The organism is Antarctobacter jejuensis, from assembly GCF_052266595.1.
Lineage (GTDB): Bacteria > Pseudomonadota > Alphaproteobacteria > Rhodobacterales > Rhodobacteraceae > Antarctobacter > Antarctobacter jejuensis.
This window is the reverse complement of sequence record NZ_JBQQXJ010000020.1, coordinates 24,513-40,665: the sequence shown is the minus strand read 5'-3', so window position 1 is coordinate 40,665 and position 16,153 is coordinate 24,513. Positions and strand designations below refer to the sequence as shown.

General features: G+C 58.7%; 18 protein-coding genes and 1 tRNA gene. 17 read left to right on the top strand and 2 right to left on the bottom strand.

The window, feature by feature from the left end:
• Positions 1-15: 15 nt before the first annotated feature.
• Genes ACTXGA_RS21385 through ACTXGA_RS21375 form a run of 3 tightly spaced genes read left to right on the top strand, consistent with a single transcriptional unit; the run spans position 16 to position 3,121 of the window.
• Positions 16-483 carry a cupin domain-containing protein gene (locus tag ACTXGA_RS21385; RefSeq protein ID WP_443396747.1) on the top strand — a complete coding sequence of 156 codons (468 nt, stop codon included), beginning with the start codon at positions 16-18 and terminating at the stop codon, positions 481-483.
• Positions 480-917 (top strand): hypothetical protein, encoded by a 438-nt coding sequence (locus ACTXGA_RS21380; RefSeq protein ID WP_443396746.1) that lies wholly within the window; start codon positions 480-482, stop codon positions 915-917. The genes ACTXGA_RS21385 and ACTXGA_RS21380 overlap by 4 nt, the downstream gene beginning before the upstream one ends.
• A 2-nt stretch (positions 918-919) precedes the next feature.
• Positions 920-3,121 (top strand): 3-hydroxyacyl-CoA dehydrogenase NAD-binding domain-containing protein, encoded by a 2,202-nt coding sequence (locus ACTXGA_RS21375; protein WP_443396745.1) that lies wholly within the window; start codon positions 920-922, stop codon positions 3,119-3,121.
• Positions 3,122-3,228: 107 nt separating this feature from the next.
• Here the strand turns inward: ACTXGA_RS21375 and ACTXGA_RS21370 are convergent, their stop codons facing one another.
• Positions 3,229-3,426 (bottom strand): hypothetical protein, encoded by a 198-nt coding sequence (locus ACTXGA_RS21370; protein ID WP_443396744.1) that lies wholly within the window; start codon positions 3,424-3,426, stop codon positions 3,229-3,231.
• Between the two features lie 617 nt (positions 3,427-4,043).
• On the opposite strand from ACTXGA_RS21370, the gene ACTXGA_RS21365 reads away from it, so the two are divergent.
• The 10 genes from ACTXGA_RS21365 (at position 4,044) to selD (ending at position 12,949) form a co-directional block, all read left to right on the top strand.
• A complete protein-coding gene (locus tag ACTXGA_RS21365; protein WP_443396743.1) occupies positions 4,044-4,328 on the top strand; it encodes an STAS domain-containing protein in 285 nt (94 codons plus the stop codon).
• Positions 4,325-4,699, top strand: coding sequence for a response regulator (locus tag ACTXGA_RS21360; protein ID WP_443396742.1), 375 nt, complete (start codon positions 4,325-4,327; stop codon positions 4,697-4,699). The genes ACTXGA_RS21365 and ACTXGA_RS21360 overlap by 4 nt, the downstream gene beginning before the upstream one ends.
• A gap of 1 nt (position 4,700) precedes the next feature.
• Positions 4,701-6,824 carry a chemotaxis protein CheA gene (locus tag ACTXGA_RS21355; protein ID WP_443396741.1) on the top strand — a complete coding sequence of 708 codons (2,124 nt, stop codon included), beginning with the start codon at positions 4,701-4,703 and terminating at the stop codon, positions 6,822-6,824.
• A complete protein-coding gene (locus ACTXGA_RS21350; protein WP_443396740.1) occupies positions 6,817-7,284 on the top strand; it encodes a chemotaxis protein CheW in 468 nt (155 codons plus the stop codon). Before ACTXGA_RS21355 ends, ACTXGA_RS21350 begins: the two co-directional genes overlap by 8 nt.
• Positions 7,281-8,162, top strand: coding sequence for a CheR family methyltransferase (locus tag ACTXGA_RS21345; RefSeq protein WP_443396739.1), 882 nt, complete (start codon positions 7,281-7,283; stop codon positions 8,160-8,162). The genes ACTXGA_RS21350 and ACTXGA_RS21345 overlap by 4 nt, the downstream gene beginning before the upstream one ends.
• 9 nt (positions 8,163-8,171) lie before the next feature.
• Positions 8,172-8,558, top strand: coding sequence for a response regulator (locus ACTXGA_RS21340; protein ID WP_443396738.1), 387 nt, complete (start codon positions 8,172-8,174; stop codon positions 8,556-8,558).
• A complete protein-coding gene (locus tag ACTXGA_RS21335; RefSeq protein ID WP_443396737.1) occupies positions 8,555-8,914 on the top strand; it encodes a DUF8776 family protein in 360 nt (119 codons plus the stop codon). The genes ACTXGA_RS21340 and ACTXGA_RS21335 overlap by 4 nt, the downstream gene beginning before the upstream one ends.
• A gap of 63 nt (positions 8,915-8,977) precedes the next feature.
• Entirely contained in the window at positions 8,978-10,177 is a 1,200-nt protein-coding gene (locus tag ACTXGA_RS21330; protein ID WP_443396736.1) for a CheB methylesterase domain-containing protein, read from the top strand.
• Entirely contained in the window at positions 10,174-10,707 is a 534-nt protein-coding gene (locus ACTXGA_RS21325) for a chemotaxis protein CheD (protein WP_443396735.1), read from the top strand. Before ACTXGA_RS21330 ends, ACTXGA_RS21325 begins: the two co-directional genes overlap by 4 nt.
• A 34-nt stretch (positions 10,708-10,741) precedes the next feature.
• Entirely contained in the window at positions 10,742-12,949 is a 2,208-nt protein-coding gene (gene selD, locus ACTXGA_RS21320; RefSeq protein WP_443396734.1) for a selenide, water dikinase SelD, read from the top strand.
• Here the strand turns inward: selD and mnmH are convergent.
• Positions 12,931-13,989 (bottom strand): tRNA 2-selenouridine(34) synthase MnmH, encoded by a 1,059-nt coding sequence (gene mnmH, locus ACTXGA_RS21315; RefSeq protein ID WP_443396733.1) that lies wholly within the window; start codon positions 13,987-13,989, stop codon positions 12,931-12,933. The two genes, selD and mnmH, sit on opposite strands and share 19 nt — an antisense overlap.
• A gap of 133 nt (positions 13,990-14,122) precedes the next feature.
• On the opposite strand from mnmH, the gene ACTXGA_RS21310 reads away from it, so the two are divergent.
• The 4 genes from ACTXGA_RS21310 (at position 14,123) to ACTXGA_RS21295 (ending at position 16,137) form a co-directional block, all read left to right on the top strand.
• Positions 14,123-14,197: transfer RNA gene (locus tag ACTXGA_RS21310), tRNA-Phe, on the top strand.
• A gap of 222 nt (positions 14,198-14,419) precedes the next feature.
• A complete protein-coding gene (locus ACTXGA_RS21305; RefSeq protein WP_443396732.1) occupies positions 14,420-15,103 on the top strand; it encodes a dual OB domain-containing protein in 684 nt (227 codons plus the stop codon).
• 4 nt (positions 15,104-15,107) lie between these two features.
• A complete protein-coding gene (locus ACTXGA_RS21300) occupies positions 15,108-15,695 on the top strand; it encodes a DUF488 domain-containing protein (RefSeq protein ID WP_443396731.1) in 588 nt (195 codons plus the stop codon).
• A 7-nt stretch (positions 15,696-15,702) separates the two neighbouring features.
• The gene (locus ACTXGA_RS21295) at positions 15,703-16,137 is read left to right on the top strand and encodes a DUF488 domain-containing protein (RefSeq protein ID WP_443396730.1); all 435 of its coding nucleotides are present in this window, start codon (positions 15,703-15,705) and stop codon (positions 16,135-16,137) included.
• The last annotated feature ends 16 nt before the right edge of the window (positions 16,138-16,153 follow it).

The following is a 16,153-nucleotide window of genomic DNA, read 5'->3' as shown; positions in this document are numbered from 1 at the left end:
GGAAAGGGAGCCAAGATGCCGAAGATTGATATCGAGGGCCTGCCCGTGCGCACCGGCTCTACATATCCAGCCCCGCACGACGAAAAGGTTCGTGGGCGCAGTCAGGTTCGGCTGGGAGATCCGTCAGGATTGACCCAATTCGGGGTGAACCTTGTCCGACTGGCGCCCGGCGCGATGTCCTCTCTGCGTCACTGGCACGAACGCCAGGATGAATTCCTGGTGGTGACCGAGGGCAATCTGACGCTGGTGGACGATACCGGCGAAACACCTCTGACCCCCGGCGATTGCTGCGCCTTCCCCGCAGGCGACCCGAACGGCCACCATATTGTCAATAATTCCGACGGCCCCGGTGCCTTTGTCGTGGTCGGAACCCGGACCGAAACCGAAACCGGTTGGTATTCGGATCTCGACCTGAAAGTCGAGGTCGCTGACGGCAAGATGCGGTTCCTGAAACGAAATGGCGAAGGGCTGGACGACACATGACCGACCGACATTTCGGCGAAGTGGACTTCAGCAAGTTCCTCGAAGACATTTCGAGCTGTTTCGTGCTGCATGATCTGAAAAGATGGCGGTCCCGCCTGCTGTTGCCATTCAGCATGGTGACCTCCGACGGGCCCGTCACGCTCACCTCAGAGAGCGATGTAGAACGAAACTTCCGCCTCTACATGCAGGCCTTCGATGAAATGGCTCTGGACCTTGTTCATCGGGAGCCGCTGAACATCGAACATTGCCCCGATGGCACGGTTCTGGCGACATACCGGACGCACCTGATGTCCAAGGGACTGCGCGCGGCACCCGCCTATGTCTCGACCGCGCTTTTGCAAAATGAAAACGACGGCTGGCGCATGTCGGCCATTCTTAACGCCCGGGGCCACCATCAGTGGACCGGCAGACCCCCAAAAAACTCTGGAGAGTGACGATGACAGATTTCACGATGGAGACGGGCGCGGACGGCGTCGCGGTGATCACATGGGACGTGCCCGGCAAGTCCATGAACGTGATGACGCTGGAAGCATGGGACGTCCTTGACCAGTTGATCGATCAGGCGCTGGCCGATGAGGCCGTCAAGGGCGTGGTCATCACCTCCGGCAAGGACAGCTTTGCCGGCGGCATGGACCTGAACGTGATCGCCAAGATGAAGGAAATGGCAGGGGACGACCCGGCGCGCGGCCTGTTCGACGGGATCATGAATGCCCACCGCATCATGCGCAAGATCGAGCGGGCGGGCATGGACCCCAAGACCCTGAAGGGCGGCAAGCCCATCGCGGCCGCACTGCCCGGCACCGCACTTGGCATCGGTTTGGAAATCCCGCTCTCGACGCATCGGATCTTTGCCGCCGACAACCCCAAGGCCAAGATCGGCCTGCCCGAGATCATGGTCGGCATTTTCCCCGGTGCGGGCGGCACCACGCGTCTGGTGCGCAAAATGGGGGCGATGGCCGCTTCTCCGATGCTGCTGGAAGGCAAGCTGAACGACCCTAAAAAGGCCAAGGCCGCAGGCGTGATCGACGAGGTGGTCGAAGATCCGCTCGCCGCGGCCAAGGCATGGGTGCTGCAGGCGACAGACAAAGATATCGTGAAGCCCTGGGATGCCAAGGGCTACAAGATGCCCGGCGGCACGCCTTACCATCCTGCCGGCTTCATGACCTTCGTCGGAGCCAGTGCGATGGTCAACGGAAAGACCAAGGGCGTCTATCCGGCTGCCAAGGCACTGCTGTCGGCGGTCTACGAAGGCGCGCTGGTGCCGTTCGACACCGCCCTCAAGATCGAGGCACGCTGGTTCACCAATGTCCTGATGAACCCCTCTTCCGGAAACATGATCCGCTCGCTCTTCATCAACAAGGAAGCACTGGAGAAGGGGGCCGTTCGTCCGACGGATGTTTCGGATCAGAAGGTGAAAAAGGTCGGCGTTCTGGGCGCGGGCATGATGGGGGCGGGCATTGCTTTGGTCTCCGCTCAGGCAGGCATCGAGGTGGTGCTGCTGGACCGCGAACAGGCTGCCGCGGACAAGGGTAAGGCCTATAGCGCCGACTATGCCGCCAAGGGTGTCAGCCGGAAGAAGATCACGCAGGACAAGGCTGACGCCATGCTGGCGCGGATCACCGCGACCACTTCTTACGACGATCTGAAGGGCTGCGACCTGATCGTCGAAGCGGTGTTCGAAGACCCCAAGATCAAGGCCGAGGTGACCAAGGCCGTCGATGCCGTGACGGGCGACGATTGCATCTTTGCCACGAACACATCGACCCTGCCGATCACCGATCTGGCAAAGGCGTCCAAAAACGCCGAGCAGTATATCGGCATTCACTTCTTTTCGCCCGTCGAGAAGATGATGCTGGTCGAGATCATCAAGGGACGCGAAACCGGTGATCGCGCCGTGGCCAAGGCGCTGGATTTCGTGCGCCAGATCCGCAAGACGCCCATCGTGGTCAATGACGCGCGTTTTTTCTACGCCAACCGCTGCATCATCCCCTACATCAACGAAGGCATCCGCATGGTGAAGGAGGGCGTCGCCCCGGCCCTGATCGAAAATGCGGCCAAGCTGGTCGGGATGCCTCTGGGTCCGCTGCAACTGGTCGATGAAACCTCTATCGACCTGGGCGCAAAGATCGCCCGCGCCACGCGTGCCGCCATGGGCGATGCCTACCCCGACGGTGAGGTAGACGAAGTGATCTTCTGGATGGAAGAACAGGGTCGGCTTGGCCGCAAAGCCCAGGCCGGGTTCTACGACTACGACGAAAAGGGCAAGCGCACGGGACTGTCCCAAGTCGTGGCCCACCAGTATCCGCAGGCCGAGGAACAGCCCTTGCTGATCGACGTCCAGCACCGCCTGCTGTTTGTACAATCGCTGGAGGCCGTGCGCGCATTGGAAGAAGGCGTGCTGATGGACATCCGCGAAGGTGACGTGGGTGCAATCCTTGGCTGGGGCTTTGCGCCGTGGTCAGGCGGTCCGCTCAGCTGGCTGGACATGATCGGCGCGCCATATGCGGCAGAGCGCTGCGATCAGTTGCAGGCGGCCCATGGCGCGCGTTTCTCCTGCCCCGATGTCCTGCGCGAGATGGCGGACAAGGGCCAGAGCTTTTACGGGCGCTTTGCACCGGACGGCGCCAAGGTGGCCTGATCCACCCTAAACACGTCACGGCGCAACCAGCGCCGAGCCTCCCGCCCCAAAGGCGGGAGGCGAGACATCCGGTGCGCGCCTCTGGCGCGCTCCGCTATTGAAGACCTTCAATCGTCCTTCAACAGGGCAGAGACCCGTTCCATCCGGTCGATCTGCGGCGCCATCGTGCACCACTCGTCTTCGACGGCCACCCAATGCGCCGCGCGCACCGTGGCGTCGATGGTGATATGCCCCGGCGCGCTTACGATGCTGTCAGGTGACAGGATGTTGAGAAAAAGGGCGAAGGCTTCGGCAGTCATGCACATGGATCTGATCCTTTGTGGTCATACGGCTCCTCCCTGAATGTTGATGACCACAGCCTCCCACTGATCCCTTTTCGTTCGATGCTAATTATGCTGCATCGCAGCATTCCTCGGGATTTCTGCGCAAGAAAGCTGCAATCCGGGACGGCGCGCTATAATTTCAGGCAGTCAGCGCAACGCCTTTGCCGCGTCACGAAGTGAACGCCGCGGGTTCCATGAGATCGCTCGGTTCACAACCTCAATGCCAATGTTGTGCGACGCAATTTCTTCAATTTCGCAATGGATTTGCGGCACTGTCGTTGCCTGCTACAGACCTTCCTCGCGTCCGCCACTCCAATTCCGCGCTCCATGATCCACGAATTTTTTGCAATAAAACAATCAACTAAAAGATTTTCAAGGGCGCCGATGCCACGGATTGGCGTCAAAGAAATCCGATGCCAGTGACGACGCCGATAATTCTTCTGACGCGGGAACAGCCTGATCCAAACGCCCTGTCCCGCTTCCCAAATTCTCCGACCGGGCCATCAGAACCCTTTGTTAAGAGAGCGTCCGTATTCCTCCAAAGCGTCAGATGTGCCGTGCCAAGACGCACACCCTGCCACGAAGGATGCATTTTCGCGATGTCAGACGTCAACTTCCACGCCCTTGGGGCCGCGCGAGCCCGATCCGGTGAAGATCCGCTTGTTGCCTTCCTCCTGAACGCTCGGCGACTGCCGGTGACGGTCTCCGCCCGCGATGTCTCGCGCCTCGACTCGCACCGCCTGCAGCTGTTGCTCGTGGCGCAGAAACAATGGGCCAAAGATCAGGTGAAATTCGACGTCACCGACATGTCGCCCAGATTTCGTGAGGGGCTCGAAAGGCTCGGTCTCTCTCCCGACCATTTCGAGAAGGAAACGCTGCAATGACGACAAAAGTGCTCGCAATTGACGACTCGCGGACCATCCGCAACCTGTTGCGTGTCTCTCTGGAAGGGGCCGGGTTCGAATTTCACTCCGCCAGTGATGGTCAGGAAGGGGTGGACGTGTTTCCGGACGTCGATCCGGACGTTGTGATCACCGACATCAACATGCCCAAAATGGACGGATTTGGCGTCATCGACACACTGCGCAGCGGCCCCAACCGCACGAACGTGCCGATCCTCGTTTTGACAACCGAAAGCTCGGACGACTTGAAGACCCGCGCGCGCAATGCCGGCGCGACCGGATGGATCGTGAAACCATTCGACGACGCTTCGCTGGTGTCGGTGCTGCGGCGACTGACGGGGCACATGGGCTGACATGTCTGGAAATTCGATCAGAGATACATTCTTCGAAGAATGTGAAGAACTCCTCGAAGCGCTTGTCGAGGGAATGTCCCAGATGGAGGAAGCCCCCGAAGACATCGAGGTGATCAACGCCGTCTTCCGCTCGGTCCATTCGATCAAGGGCGGCGCGGGTGCCTTCGGGTTGGACCGGCTGGTCAGCTTCGCCCATTCCTTCGAGACCGTCATGGACAAGGTTCGCGACCGCAATCTGCAGGTCGACGAGAAACTGATGAGCCTCTTCCACCGCTCCGGCGACCAGTTGTCCGATCTGGTCGCCTCTGCCCGCGACGAAACGGATCTTGACGATGAGGCCGAATCCGGCCTGGTGACGGAACTCGAAAGCTACATCGGGGACGAGGCTGCAGCAGAAGAGTTCAGTTTCGATGCCATCACGCTTGATTTCGACGGTCCCACCGTCGCAGTCCCGCTGGACGAACCGCTTTCAGAACGCCTGTTCCGAATCCGATTTTTTCCGACGAAGGCGCTATACGAAAACGGTCATGAACCGCTGCTGATCTTTGATGCGCTGGCGGAATTGGGCTCACTCAGCGTAGAGGCCGATTTGACCGGTCTGCCTGAATTTGACGCCTTCGATCCTGCGGATGCCGTCCTGTCCTGGACCCTCACGCTTGCAACATCGGAACCGGAAACGACCCTGCATGAAGTCTTCGAATTCGTCGAAGGCCTATGCACGCTGGAAATTTCGATCGACGAAGCCGAAGCCGCCGCGCCAGTCCTACCCTCTGAAACAGCCCATCCTGTCGTCGACGACCCGAAAACCGATCCCTGTCCGCCCAATGACCCTGTTCCTGCGGAAGGCACGCTGCAACAAACGGCCAAACCGGTCTCGGCAGGTATCAAGGACTCGCGTGGCCCCAAACCCACATTGCGTGTCGATCTGGACAGGGTCGATCGGTTGATCAACACGGTGGGCGAATTGATCATCAACCAGGCTATGATCTCGCAGCGGATTGAAGAGCTTGACCTTCCCACCGTCGCGCATCTGACGAATGAGCTCGAAGCCTACAAACTGCTGGCGCGCGACATTCAGGAAGGTGTCATGGCCATCCGCGCGCAACCCGTCAAACCGCTGTTCCAGCGCATGTCGCGGATCGTGCGCGAAGCCTCTGATGCCACGGAAAAGAAGGCCAAGCTGGTCACGGTGGGCGACTCCACCGAAGTGGACAAGACGGTGATCGAGCGACTGGCCGATCCGCTGACCCACATGGTGCGCAACGCCGTCGATCACGGTCTGGAACACCCGGACATCCGTGAAGAAGCCGGCAAGGACCGGACCGGTACGATCCGATTGTCCGCGTCCCACCGATCCGGCAGCGTTTTCATCGAGATTTCGGACGATGGCGCGGGTTTGAACCGCGAGCGAATTTTGGCCAAGGCCATCGAAAAGAACCTGGTGCCCGCGGATGTGGAATTGTCGGATCCGGAAATCGACAACCTCCTGTTTCTACCCGGCTTTTCGACCGCAGGGCAGGTTTCAGCGCTTTCCGGACGCGGTGTTGGCATGGATGTGGTCAAAAACGCGGTACAGGCGCTGGGTGGCCGGGTATCCATCACCTCGACCCCCGGCAAAGGCACGACATTCGCAATTGTGCTGCCGCTGACGCTGGCCGTTATGGACGGTTTCGTGATTTCCGTTGCGAACCAGACAATGGTGATCCCGATCTCCTCGATCCTCGAAACCATCCGTCCCAACCCGCGCGACATCCACGTCGTCGGCACCGATAGCGAAGTGGTAAGCGTTCGAGGCGTCTATGTCCCCATCGTGGACGTGGCGGAAAGCCTCGAACTCGGAACCGCAGAAGAAGATCAGAAGAGCGCTGGCATCCTGCTGCTGGTGAACACGGAAATGCAGGGGCTGACTGCCCTGCGCGTCACCGCGATCCACGATCAAAGACAGGTGGTGATCAAGAGCCTCGAGAGCAACTACGCGGCGATCCGCGGCGTTTCCGCCGCGACCATCCTGGGAGACGGCAAGATCGCCCTGATCCTTGATCCAGAGGAATTGATCAAGCTTGCCCATTCCTCCGGGAATGACCCCTTTGCCCAGCACACCAGAATGGAGCTTCGTCATGCCTGAGACCGCAGAAGCACTTGCAGACACGCAGTTCGAATTCATCACCTTCTCAGCCGGCGGACAAAGCTACTGCCTTGAGATCACGCAAATCCGCGAGATCCGCCGCTGGACTCCGGTGACCGCCCTGCCCCACACGCCGACAGACGTACTTGGCGTCATGAACCTGCGCGGCGCAGTGATCCCGATATTCGACCTGTCGTCCCGGTTCGGGCTTGGCGCGACTCCCGCCAATGAGCGCAATGTCGTGATCGTCGCTGCGGTCGAAGGGGCGACAATTGGATTGTTGGTGGAATCGGTTTCAGAAATCCTGTCGGTGGAAAAAAGCGCCATTCAGGAAACCCCGGATATCAAATCGGAAGCTACGCGAAACAGCATTCTGGGCATGATTTCGGTGGACGACACAATGGTGCGGGTTGTGAACCTCGCCGCGGTCCTCGACACAGGCAAAGGCATGCCTTCATGAACAAGCCTGCAGATGGCGCGTTTTCACGCGACATTCCCTTTAGTGACGCAGATTTCAAGGCAATTGCGACCCTTGCGCAGGAACGCTTTGGACTGAGCCTAGCGGACAGCAAGAAACCACTTGTCTATTCCCGCCTGTCCCGTCGCCTGAAGTCGCGGAAAATCTCCAGTTTCCCCGAATATCTGTCCCTGTTGGGCCAAAAAGGGGAAGAGCAGGAACGGTTGGAACTGATTTCGGCCTTGACGACAAATGTGACCAGCTTCTTTCGGGAAATGCACCACTTCGACCTGTTGCGCAATGCGCTCGCCACGGAACTCAAGGACAAGGCCCGAACCGGGGATCGCCTGCGCTTTTGGTCCGCGGGCTGTTCCTCGGGGCAAGAGCCCTATTCGATAGCCATGACCATCCTACAGGTCATTCCCGACGCGCTTGATCGGGATATTCGCATCCTCGCCACCGATATCGATCCCAAGATCGTGGAAAAGGCAAAGATCGGCACCTATCCAAAGGATGAGATTGCCAGTATCCCGCCTGATCTCCGGTCAAATTGGACCCGGTCCGACAGCGCGCATCCTCAGGTTTCAACCGTCAGCGACGATTTGAAGGCCATGGTCACGTTTAATGAACTCAACCTGATGGCGGACTGGCCGTTTCGGGGGCCGTTTGACGCGATTTTTTGCCGAAACGTCGCGATTTACTTCAATCAAGAGACTCAACAACGCCTCTGGCAGCGCTTTTGTTCGATGCTCACACCCAATGGGCTGTTGTTCATCGGGCATTCTGAAAGAGTTTCGGGGCGCGCGGTGGAGAGTCTCAAGGGGGTCGGCATCACCAGTTACCAGAAGTCACAGGCAGCAGAGCAGCCAAAGCTGCAATAGGAGAGCATCATGGGAACGAAGGACTCGCTGAGGATCATGGTCGTCGATGACATGGCCACAAGCCGCGGACTGATCACCCAGGCATTGGATGATATCGGCATCAAAAACTATGTCACGGAAAATGACGGGCGTTCCGCTCTGGGGCGGATGGCCTCCAACCCCGTCCATCTCGTTTTGTCGGATTACAACATGCCGGGGCTCGACGGTCTTGGCCTGTTGAAGGCGGTCAGGGGTCATCCCGCAACCCAGAAGATCGGCTTCATTCTGGTGACGGGTCGGCCCACTCCCGAAATCGTTGCCGAAGCCAAGAAACTGGGGCTGAATAACATGATCAAGAAGCCTTTCACCGCGGCTTCTATGAAACAATGCATCGAAAGCGTGGTTGGCCGCCTATGAACAAGGAAGTCGAGTTTACGCTGCCGTTGAGGGACGCAACACAGCGCGCATCGTCCGAATTGGAGGGACTTTATATCCGGCTCGAGCGTCTTGAACACGCGCTCGACAGCCTGGTCCTGCACTCTTCTGACGCGCTGGACAGCACGTCCATCGAATTGCTGCAGGAACTTGACATGTTGCGCCAGTCAATCGGCGCCTTGGCGGATTTTCTCGGTCAGGTATCGCAGGAGACGGACAGCAGCGGAATGGTCAACGCCTCCCGTGCGTTACAGGCCGTTCCCCTGCGGGACATGGCTACCCGTCTTGGCGGGAGGACCAAGGCCACTACGAAAGCCGGACATGCGGAGCTTTTTTGAGTTCCTTACCTCCTGTCGCCCGCGAGAAAAGGTTCGCGGATCTGGAACCGTGGCAGGTACGGGATGAACAGAAAGAGCATCGTGATTGCCTCTCCTGATCGTGCGCAACGCAACCGGCTGCGTGATCTGGTCAATCGCATGGAGGAGTTTGAGGTCATCGCCTGCACCGGCGACCTGATGAACACCTACAACGAAGTCGAAGAACGTCTGCCAAAGGCCGTACTCATCGCAGATATACTGGCTGACTTGCCCGAATTCGAAGTCATGCGCGCCCTGTTTGCAACGCTTGATATTCGCTGGCTCGTCATGACCGATGCCAATAGGAAGGGCCGCTTCGGCTCGCCCCCGGATGGGTTGGCTTCCCGGAGCACTGACCTGTTTTCCATCGCCGACGATGCCTCCGAGGCGACCTTTTTTCAGCAACTTTGTGCCCTGACACGGCGGGATCGCCACCTGTCACCGGCAATCCGCAAGGACCTTGCGACACACAAGAACGGCCTGCCTAGTCGATCCGTAAAAACCGGATCTGTGGACAGCCAGAATTCTGGCCAGACAACACGGTTCGACAAATCCCTTTCAGAGGGCTTGGTCTCCGGGTCAAGGTTTACACCGCCGCAGCCACGCGTAGTGGATCACGCGTCGCGCCGCCCGAAAACGGCTGCGCCCTACGACCATGTGATCCTAATCGGGGCAAGTACTGGGGGTGTCGATGCGCTCTTGAACGTTCTCACGCAATTTCCAGAGGATTGCCCGCCGACATTGGTGGTACAGCACACGGGCGCCGGTTTTGGCGAAAGCCTGGCCGCTCTGCTGGACCGACAATGTCTGCCCAAGGTTCAGCTGGCAACCGATCTGCAACCCCTGTGCCCCGGTCTTGTCCTGATCGGCGCGGGGGTCCCCTCTCATCTGGTGCTCGGCACACGGGCCAGCCTGGACGCCAAGCTGGTTCAGGGCAGCCCGGCAACCGGGCATCTCCCGTCGGTCGATATGCTGTTTCGATCTGCCGTGCCTATTGCGGACCGGGTCACCGCAGCAATCCTGACCGGCATGGGCCGAGACGGTGCCGAAGGGATGAAAGCCTTGTACACTGCAGGCGCCCATACAATCGCCCAGAACGAAGCGTCCTGTGTGGTCTACGGGATGCCTCGCGCAGCAGTGGAAATCGGGGCCGTTCGGGAGGTGCTGCCGCTGGAACGGATAGCCGAAGCTTTGCTGAAAAAGCGCGCCCGTCCCCGCAAAACCGGAAAGGAAATGCAGAGATGACACAGTCCGCAGAGAAGATCGTAAACGTCATCCAGGGCGATTTCGTGATCTCCGAAGAGGACACCGTCATCCTGACAACCGTCCTTGGATCCTGCATTGCAGTGTGCATGTGCGATCCTCTGCGCGGGATCGGGGGCATGAACCACTTCCTGTTACCCAATCGCGATGGCGAACATGGCACTAATGTCCGCTACGGCGCCTATGCGATGGAATTACTGATCAACGGCCTGCTTCGGCAGGGGGCCGAGAGAAGCCGCCTGCAGGCCAAGATGTTCGGGGGTGCCAGCATGATGGGTAACTTGCGCGACATTGGCAGCTCCAACGCGGCGTTTGCGCGGCGTTTCCTCAGCGATGAAGGAATCCCCTGTCTGGCGGAAAGCGTCGGGGGGACCTCGGCCCGGCGAATTCGCTATTGGCCCACGACCGGTCGAGCCCGACAATTGCTGGTTTCCGCAGACATCGAAACCGTCGCGCTGGAAAAACAGGTGCCGGTGCCGCGACCCAAGGTGGAAGAGATCACTCTTTTCTGAATGCCGTTTCGGCGCTATCCGACTGAGGCACGACATGGGTCGCGCAGGTCTGTACGTGTCCGGCCTGTGCGCCGACCAATGTGCCAAGTCGGACAAAGGGGCCTCGATGCAGCAGCCGCAGATACCGTTCACGCGCGACCTCGTTCTGATCGGAGGCGGCCACACCCACGCACTTGTCCTGCGCGCCTGGGCCATGCGCCCCCTACCCGGGGTGCGGCTGACCTTGATAAACCCGGAACCGACGGCTCCCTATTCCGGCATGCTGCCCGGCCATGTTGCTGGACACTATGAAAAGGCCGCGCTGGATATCGATCTGGTTCGTTTGACCAGACTGGCCAATGCCCGCCTTGTCATTGCCCCGGCGACGGGGATCGATGTGTCGCGCCGCTTGATCCATGTTGCTGGACAGCCCTCCATCGGCTTTGACATTGCCAGCATCGACATCGGCATCAGCACCCGAATGCCCGAGGTGCCCGGCTTCACGGCGCACGCGGTCCCCGCCAAACCGCTCGACCGATTTGCGACCGCCTGGCGAGGTTTCTGCGATCAGGACGGACCGGCCGACGTGGCCGTCATCGGCGGTGGCGTTGCCGGCGCAGAACTGGCGCTTGCCATGGACCATGCGCTGACGACAAAGAACCGCGCGCACAAGATTCACCTCATCGAACGTGATCACGCCTTGTCCGCGCTACGCTCCCCTGCCGCAAGACTGATGCGCCGAGCCTTGCAGGAAGCCGGTGTTAACCTGCACGAAAACACAAAGGTGCAGGAGGTCACGGCGACGGGCGTCACCCTGTCGGACCGACAGGTCGAGGCTGGCTTTGTCTGCGGTGCCGCGGGCGCTCGCCCGCATGACTGGCTCAAGTCATTGGGTCTGGACGAAAAAGACGGTTTCCTGGTCATCGATGAGACTTTGCGCACCTCGGATCCTGCGATCTTCGCCGCAGGGGATTGCGCGCACATGGCCTTTGCTCCGCGCCCCAAAGCCGGTGTCTACGCCGTTCGTCAGGCGCCAGTTCTGTTGCACAACCTGAAGGTCGCCTTGGCCGAAGTCGGACAGTATCGCCGGTATCGCCCGCAGTCCGACTATCTCAAGCTCATTTCGCTGGGATCGAAATCTGCCTTGGGCGATCGGTTCGGGATGACATTCTCCGGCGGTTGGGTCTGGTGCTGGAAAGACAGGATCGACCGAAAATTCATGCGCATGTTCAAGGCGCTCCCCGAAATGCCCCCCCCTGCCCTGCCGACCCCCCGCGCCGCCGGGCAGGCGGAACTTGGGGACAAGATGTTGTGCGGCGGATGTGGCGCGAAAATCGGTCAGGGCACTCTGATGTATGCCTTGCAGGACATAGACGAAACCTCACAAGCCCCTGGAGACGACGCCGCGGTGATCGAGGCGAACGGTCAAAAACTGGTCTTCAGCACCGATCACCTGCGCCAAATGGTCTCCGATCCGGCCGTCATGGCACGCATCGCCGTCCAGCATGCGTTGGGCGACGTCTGGGCCATGGGGGGCGCCCCGCAGGCGGCCCTGGCCACGATTATCCTGCCGCGAATGTCGCCGACCCTTGCGGCCCGAACCCTCAAGGAAATCATGACCGCCGCACGGGAAGCCATGACCGAAGCCGGTGCGGAGATCGTCGGCGGTCACAGCTCACAGGGCAGCGAATTGACAATCGGGTTCAGCGTCACCGGAAAGTGCGAAACGCCGATCACCTTGTCAGGCGCGCGGCCCGGTGACGCCCTCATTCTGACAAAACCGATCGGCTCTGGCGTCATCATGGCAGGCGAAATGGCAGGCAAGGCACACGGGGCCGAGGTCCATGCCGCGATAGAGGCAATGTCCACGTCGCAGGCCGCTGCTTCGAAGATCTTGAACGGGGCTAACGCGATGACTGATGTCACGGGGTTTGGCCTTTTGGGGCACCTGCGGAACATCTGCCTGAATTCCGGATGCGGCGCAGAGTTCCGGGCGAAGGACGTGCCCCTGCTGCCGGGGGCTCTGCGGCTCTCAGAGGCGGCGGTTCGCTCCAGCCTTTACCCTGACAATCGCGCCCCGTTTCCAGACCTTCCCGATTCTCCGCGTCATGATCTGCTGATCGACCCGCAGACATCCGGAGGCTTGCTTGCGGCAGTCTCTGGCGACCCGGCCCCCTTGCTGACAGCCCTTCAGAGCGCGGGCTATCAAGCCGCGCAAATCGGCGTCATCACAGACCGGACGGGTCAGATCGATATCGTGTGAAACCGCTCCGCCAGCCGATCGGCAAGTCGCGCTAACGCCTGTGGGTCAAGCGATTCGGTTTCTTCACTCAACAAGATCTGAGGCGTGATCGCGCGCATGGAGGTGCGGTACGCCGGATCGTAATGATCGGCCGCCAACGAGGCACACAGGGCCAATCGGTCACCGTCCGTGATCAGTTTGTCCCAGTGGTCGACCAAGGCATGCCCACGATGGAATCGCAGGGGTGACAACTTTTCGCGCAGCCTTGCACTGTCAGAGAGGACATCGTCGTATGCTTCTGCCAGATAGCGCGCGCGCGCCTGCATCGGCGCGGTGATCTCGATCCATGGGGCGGATTTCATGGCGTCCCACAGCGCTGGCGGCAGATTGATTTGCCCGATCTTGCTGCTTTCCGCTTCGACCAGAACCGGGCGCGCCGGATCAAGCGCGTACAGCGCACGCGCGAGATCGGATTCGAAACCTTTTTGGGCTGGCTGCCCCCCCGGCATTTCCCCCAGCAGGGATCCGCGATGGCGCGCCAATCCTTCCAGATCGAGCACTTGCACGCCACGTTGCGCCATCAGTGCAAGCAATTCCGTTTTCGCCGTCCCGGTATAGCCCCCAAGCTGCACCAGCCTGTGAGGGAGCGGATCGTCATAAAGATAGCGTGTGACCAGCCTCCGGTAAGTTCGATAGCCCCCCCCCAGGACCTCCGCCCGCCAGCCGATTTCCCGCAACATCCATGTAAACGATCCGGATCTCTGCCCACCCCGCCAACAATAGACCAACGGCTGCCATCCCCCTTCGTGATGGGACAGGCGCGCCTCGATGTGGTTTGCCGCATTGCGAAACACCAGCGCCGCGCCGATCTTGCGTGCCTTGAACGGGCTTTCCTGCTTGTAGATCGTCCCGACCCGCGCCCGCTCCTCGTTGTCGAGAACCGGCAGATTGATCGCGCCGGGCACACGATCCTCCGCAAACTCCGCCGGACTGCGCACGTCGATGACCGTGTCAAACCCGTGAGAAAAGAAAATTTCAAGACTGTCGGCGGTCAGCGTCATTCTGCGGGTGTAGCCCGCCGACCACCGCTTTGGAAGAGGGCGTAAATTCCTTGCTTTTCCATGTCAAAACCCGCTGGACACCGACAAGGACCTCAGCTAAACCGCCTCCACCCGAAGCGAAGGCTTCACCCGTGCCCGGGTAGCTCAGGGGTAGAGCAGTGGATTGAAAATCCTCGTGTCGGTGGTTCGATTCCGCCCCCGGGCACCATTTTCCCCTTGGAAAACTATGCGTTGGCGGATTGGCCGCAATTGCACCTCGATGACTTAAAGCCCCGGACTGCACCGGGACTGCATTTGCGCTTGAGCCTAATTACTATGAACATTTATTGTTGCTTGGTCAATTTCAGATTGTGAGCATTCAAGCTATTGCACTTGCACTTCTACCGCCGGATATTACAAATAGTTTCGAGATTCATTTGGAGCATTTGACATGGCGGTAAGGCGAATTGTATGTCTTGCGAACTCAAAGAAAGACTATCCGAACAGATGTGTGGCGGGCGTAGAGATTGCTAACGATTTCTACAACGGTTGGCTTAGGCCTGTGGGAAACAGGCCCAGCCATTCGATACTGCTCGGCGAACAAACCTATGCAGACGGCAGCCACGTAGAGCCGTTGGATGTTGTCGATATTGACTTTGGTGCAGCGTGTCCCAACGGGTATCAGTCAGAAAACGTCTTCATCACTCCGGGTCTGCGTTGGACGAAGGTTGGTAGGTTCTCTGCCTCTGATGTCACTCCTTTGTTGCACGACGGAGCTTCTCCGCTTTGGCCGGGAACCCAAAACTCTTCCAAAGGGCTCAACGATGAGCTGCAAGAAGCATCTCTGACCGAGATCACAAGCTCGCTGGCTTTGATCCGACCTGAAAGCGCTATCGTAATCGTAGCCGAAAATTACCACGGCCATCCAGAGGCTCGCGTCTGGTTCCAGTGGGGAGGCCAGGCTCACAACCTAAAACTGACAGACCCGCTTGCCGAAGCTGAATTTATTCGCGCTGGCTTCGGGAAACATGTTGTTCAAAACCCAACAATGTGCATTAGCATCAGTGAAACCATCACAAAGCCTAATTCTGACGTCAGGGCCGCTTACAAACTCGTAGCGAGTATGATAATTTAAGGCTATGGGCACTTTGAGAATTTATACAGTCGGCCACTCGACACAGCCTGCAGAAAGTTTTGTTAGGTTGCTTCACGCAAACGGAGTAACTGCAGTGGCTGACGTTCGCTCTTCGCCATACAGTAGGCATGCCCCGCAGTTTAATACCGATGCTTTAAAGGATACACTCAAAGGCCAAGGTGTTGCATACGCTTTCTTAGGCAAAGAGCTTGGTGCAAGATCTGAAGATGAAAGTTGTTATGTCGGCAATACCGTTAGCTATCAAAAACTGGCTCAATCCCCCCTTTTCCTGTCAGGAATCCAAAGAGTTGAGGAAGGAGGCCAGCGCTTTCAGATAGCACTGATGTGCTCAGAGCGTGATCCAACTGAATGCCACCGAACGATATTGGTTTCGAGAGTCCTGCAAGAGCGAGGAGCCCAGGTTTGCCACATCCTTGGTGACGGAACTCTGGAACCACATAGAAACACCATGCTGAGAGTTCTCGACATTCTTGGAACACCCAGAGGCGACATGCTCGACTCTGAAGATGATCTGATCGCTCGAGCGTATGAAGGTCGTGAAAAACAAATCGCCTACCGGCGAGAAGGATAAATACTAGATGGTTCAGGTATTTACTATAGGATTTACCAAAACCACCGCGGAGCATTTCTTTGCTCGTTTGAAGGAGTCCCAATCTCGGAAACTCGTCGATGTTCGATTGAATAACGTTTCGCAGTTGTCAGGGTTTGCCAAGCGGGACGACCTCAAATTTTTTGCCAAGAGTCTTTGCAGCATGGACTACGTTCATGCTCCAAACTTCGCCCCGACCAAGCCTATGCTTGATGCATACAAGAAAAAGAAAATCGACTGGTCAAACTATGAAAACCAGTATCTGGATCTCATGATGAAACGGAGAGTAGAAAGGCTCCGTCCGGCGGATTTAGATGGATGCTGTTTGCTTTGTAGTGAAGACACGCCGCACTTTTGTCACAGACGCCTCTTGGCCGAATACCTTGACCAAAAGTGGGGCAACGTCGAAATCATCCATCTTTGAGGATGGTGTGAGCCTG